The organism is Candidatus Endomicrobiellum pyrsonymphae (genome assembly GCF_020328025.1).
Classification (GTDB): Bacteria; Elusimicrobiota; Endomicrobiia; order Endomicrobiales; family Endomicrobiaceae; genus Endomicrobiellum; species Endomicrobiellum pyrsonymphae.
Map to the genome: position 1 here is coordinate 1 of NZ_JAIXMZ010000083.1, position 4,508 is coordinate 4,508.

6 protein-coding genes are annotated in these 4,508 nt (G+C 34.9%); 4 read left to right on the plus strand and 2 right to left on the minus strand.

What is annotated here, in order from left to right; genetic code table 11:
• Positions 1-287 (minus strand): hypothetical protein (locus LE180_RS06205; protein ID WP_374134588.1); only part of this gene is annotated, 287 nt, incomplete at its 3' end.
• 359 nt (positions 288-646) lie between these two features.
• A complete protein-coding gene (locus LE180_RS06210; RefSeq protein ID WP_374134589.1) occupies positions 647-907 on the minus strand; it encodes a hypothetical protein in 261 nt (86 codons plus the stop codon).
• Positions 908-1,263: 356 nt separating this feature from the next.
• On the opposite strand from LE180_RS06210, the gene rbfA reads away from it, so the two are divergent.
• The 4 genes from rbfA to LE180_RS06230 all read left to right on the plus strand — a co-directional run.
• The gene (gene rbfA / locus LE180_RS06215) at positions 1,264-1,614 is read left to right on the plus strand and encodes a 30S ribosome-binding factor RbfA (RefSeq protein WP_374134590.1); all 351 of its coding nucleotides are present in this window, start codon (positions 1,264-1,266) and stop codon (positions 1,612-1,614) included.
• A gap of 20 nt (positions 1,615-1,634) precedes the next feature.
• A complete protein-coding gene (locus LE180_RS06220; RefSeq protein ID WP_374134591.1) occupies positions 1,635-2,642 on the plus strand; it encodes a bifunctional oligoribonuclease/PAP phosphatase NrnA in 1,008 nt (335 codons plus the stop codon).
• A 561-nt stretch (positions 2,643-3,203) separates the two neighbouring features.
• Positions 3,204-4,082, plus strand: a complete 879-nt coding sequence (gene ribF, locus LE180_RS06225) for a riboflavin biosynthesis protein RibF (protein WP_374134592.1) — start codon at positions 3,204-3,206, stop codon at positions 4,080-4,082.
• Between the two features lie 102 nt (positions 4,083-4,184).
• Positions 4,185-4,508 (plus strand): histidine triad nucleotide-binding protein (locus tag LE180_RS06230; protein ID WP_374134593.1); only part of this gene is annotated, 324 nt, incomplete at its 3' end.

Genomic DNA, 4,508 nt, shown 5'->3' on the forward strand with positions numbered 1-4,508 from the left:
GTTCCCAAAACTGCTGCGCCTATTGCCACTCTTGTTGGCGTTATGCTAAGTCCGCCGACGTTATAGATTTCACGATCCCAGAAGCTAACTGGAGAGGAATTTATAGGGGGGGGGTTATCATTATCGTCCACCCGCTGTGGGACTACAGACGGTCTTGTTGTGAACTCGCTAACATTGCTACTAGCTTTGCTACCAGCTTTGCTGGATTTATCGGGCGAGCATGCCGAAAGGAGCAGAGAAAGGCAAACAAACAAGTTTACACATCTTTTTAATTGTAATGTCATCATACTATTTCCTCTTTTGTTTTTATCTATCGCTTTTGATAAATTTAGATTTAGAGATTAGGGGAATGTAGAATATGTATCGCTTCACGAATGAAAACTTCCTCTTTTATTTTAGTATCACTTTTTTTGTTTTGCATTTATAAGAAAATCAATTATACCAAATCAAATGTGATTGTATCATCTCATCAAATACAACTGTTGTGATTATATCAAAATCAAACCTTTATTGTAATTATACAAAATTAATCCCTTACTTTTAACATTTTAACCTTAAAGATTATACAATCAAAATAATCAAAATTCAATCAGAGATCTTTGTCTTCTTTCTACCCTTATCAACCGGTTGATATGTTGTCAATCATCTAAAATGAAAATAACACCTCTTTTAAAACACTAATTACAAAAGTTGCAAACCACAGCTTAGCAGGAGGCGTCTGACGACGCACTGGTACAACGAAAAAATGGAAAGCATTAGCCCCCATCAGGATGCTAGGAAACACCAATGAGAAATAAAATTTTAACTTTTTCTTAGATTTTTTAACTATAGCATTTCGTCTCTCACTTGCTATTTTTACCAAAGCCACATATTTATGGTTCTCCGTCAAAGATTTAGAACAAGCCATCTGAGAGGAATTACCACAAGTTGTTTAAATTTAAAACACAATGTTTTAATCTCCAGGGAGGAAACGCCACGACCTCATTTTCGTTTAATGCGCGCACGCACGCATTTTAAAAATGAGTTAAGTTTTACTTTTAGAGTTTAAATAACATTTTTTTAGTTTGATTATGCAGTAAAATTATGTACAATAAACATGATAGTTTTGTTTTTGATTTGCAATAAGGACTTACAAATTGCTTACAAATCGGGCAAAATCATATATAAAGTCAATGCGATGCTAGAAGCGTAGCGAAGTATCCAAAATGGATTTTTCTCATACGTTTTGCCTGATGTAAATAACGATTTAAAAGAGAGATTAATATGTCGCTATCGTATAAAAGATCTGTTAGAGTAGGAGAGCTTATACAACAGACTGTTTCAGAAGTTATAAGAGAAATAAAAGATTTGAATTCAGGACTTGTTACAATTATGGGTGTAAAACTTACTGACGATTTGTTAAGCTGTAAAATTCATTATTCCATTTTTGGCTCGGCAGAAGATAAGCAAAAAGCAGATGAAGTTTTAAAAAGAAATACAGGAAAGGTTCGGCATCAATTGGCTTTGCGTTTAAATTTAAGACGCACTCCCATAATATCTTTTGTTTATGACGGTACCAACGAAAGAGCGACAAAAATATTTGATATACTTAAAAACATAGAAGAAGAAAAATAATCTACACCGGAGAGTTGGTAGTGCAAAATAAAATCAATTCATCTGACAAAAAAAAGATTGCAGAAATTTCCAAGATAGTAAAACAATCAAAAACGTTTTTTATTGCTGGACATGTAAAACCTGATGGCGACAGCCTAGGGTCAGCTTTGGCGTTAGCGTCTGTTTTAAATCGAAATGGAAAGAGATCTCGCGTTTATTGCGCTGATAGGGTGCCGGATTTTCTAAAATTTCTTAAAGGTTCAGATAAAATAAAAATGTCTGCGAAAACAACTGATATTTTTGATTGCGCGATAATATTGGAATCGCTTGACTTTTCTAGAATGGGCAACATTATTGCCACTAAACAAGCAAAAAAAATAATCAATATAGACCATCATTCAACATACACAAATTTCGGCGATGTTAATTATATTGTTCCGTCAGCGTCATCAACATCAGAGCTTATCTTCAATATTTTTGAGCATATGAAAATTAAATTAACAAAAAATGAAGCGGAAAGTCTTTACACCGGTATTTTGACAGATACAGGTCGTTTCCAGCAGCTAAATACTACTCCCAATTCGCACATTGCTTGCGCGAAACTTATGGAGTACGGTGTAGAGGTAAATGAAATTTATAAAAAAATTTATGAGAATACTTCTATCAACGCGTTGAAATTACAAGGGCTGGCTCTGCGCGGTATAAGAACAATTTTAAGCGGTCAAGTTTCTTATATTGTTTTAACAAAAGATATGTTTAAAAAAAGCGGACTAAGTTCTGACGATTCAGGAGGTATTTCAAATTATACTTTAAGAATAAATGGTGTGAAAATCGGTTGTGTGTTTAAAGAGATTGACAAGAAAACAACTAAGGTTAGTTGCCGTTCGGTAAAAAATTTTGATGCGCTTGGTGTTGTCAGCAGGTTTGGTGGTGGCGGTCATAAAAATGCCGCGGGATGTACAATCAACGAGGATATAGAAACTACAATAAAAATGATTAGCGAGGTTCTAGAAGAGGTATTAAAGTTGAAAGAAAGTCAAGAAAAGTGACCATAAAACAATTTAATGTATTATCTTACAAGCGTGCAAGCATGATATTTTAAATGTGAAAGTGTTTTGTTCCAGAGGTACTTATATGGCGCATGCAGTTCGTTCTTTATTTTTGTATTCCAGCTCGTCATCAGCTTCGTACTCAAGCTCCTCTAGCCCGTTGTTCCATGAATCGCGCGGGTAAGACGAATGCAAAATATGGACTAGAGCGCTGATAGACTTAGAGACGCTAGACTCAGTAGCGCAACTGACGATGATATTGTATAAAGGAGCGTATAAATAAATGACACACGCTTCTCGGACGTTATTAGCAGTAGTACTATCTGCTTTATATCTGATGTCAGGGTTGCAGGTCGCCCAAACCCAAAGAAGTAGTTATACGAAGGACGTTGGTTCGAGATTTGGGTAATCTTCTAGAGTGCGAGGCGACTGTTAAAACTTTAAGAAGAGGTGTTATAGACGTTTTTGATGTCAAAATGCTTTAAGTTTTGATGATTTGGAGAGTCCCGGCAAAATAATGGAAAAATTAATACCTTGTGAGAAATTGTTAGAGTTAGCAAAATGACTACAAAATCAGTAATAACCATTGGAACTTTTGATGGGTTACACAAAGGACACAGACTTCTTATAAGCAAGACTTTATTTGGCGCAAAGAAAAACAATTTTAAAAGTATAGTAATTGTACTTAAAAAGCCCGTAAGAAAAGTCGACGGTTTGCTTATGACGTTTGAAGAAAAGTTAGAGGCAATAAAATCTCTTGGTATAGACGAAATTTTTGTAATAGAGGTTCCTTCAGAAGTTCTATTGTGTACTCCCGATGAGTTTTTTGATGAATTTTTACGCGATACTCTTAATGTTTCAGAAATAATATGCGGATCTACTTTTGCTTTTGGTAAAAATAGAGAAGGTGATATTAGCTGGCTTGAGAGAAAAGCAAAGAATAATAATGTAAAAGTAAACATTATAAAACCTTTGAAACATGCTTCAAGGAAAATTTCGTCATCACAGATAAGAATACTGATTGAAAAAGGCGATTTAAAAAAAGCGGAGAAATTGCTAGGGGGAAAATATTATTTTACAGGGATGCCGTTTAAAGAGAATGGTATGGGTAAGCAGCTTGGTTGTCCAACGGTGAATCTGCAAGTAGATAGCGGTAAACTTCTTCCTAAAGGAGTTTTTTTAAGTCTTATATCACAGTGTGAGCGGATATATCCTTCAATTACAAACATCGGCGCTCGCGTTACTTTTAACAGAGGAAATAACATTATCCCTGAGACACATATTCTTGATTTTCAAGGCGTATGGAAAAAATCCAAAACCAAAGTTGTGCTATTAAAAAAAATAAGAAACGAAAAAAAATTTGCGAATATTGAACTTCTTAAAGCGCAAATTTTCAAGGATATTTTAATGGCTTCGAAATTTTTTAATAAGGATGGATAATGCGAGTGGTGTGTTTGTCCAGCCATTTGCTATTTTCTGTAAAATCTGTTACACTCTGCGGGGTTTTCTACATTCTTAATAAATAGTTGAAATAAGGCTAAAATGCTAGAGGATTGTATTTTTTGTAAGATAGGCGCTGGAAAAATGTCTTCTCATAAAGTGTATGATGACGAAGAAGTTTTTGCTTTTAAGGATGTGAATCCTCAAGCGCCGGTCCATGTAGTTATTATTCCTAAAAAGCATATAAGTGGATTGGATGTTGTTACGAGTGAGGATGGAAGAATATTGGGACATATTCAAGTTGTAGTGGCAAAAATTGCAAAACAATTTCTCGAGATGAAAAATGGGTTTCGTTTGGTTAGTAACTGTGGGATTGATGGCGGACAAACAGTTTTCCATATACACTATCATCTCCTTGGCGGTCGG

What these genes read in the sequence shown, in the direction of transcription:
- rbfA (WP_374134590.1), top strand. Translation starts at nt 1,264, where the DNA reads ATGTCGCTATCGTATAAAAGATCTGTTAGAGTAGGAGAGCTTATACAA.
- ribF (WP_374134592.1), top strand. Translation starts at nt 3,204, where the DNA reads ATGACTACAAAATCAGTAATAACCATTGGAACTTTTGATGGGTTACAC.
- LE180_RS06210 (WP_374134589.1), bottom strand. Translation starts at nt 907, where the DNA reads ATGGCTTGTTCTAAATCTTTGACGGAGAACCATAAATATGTGGCTTTG.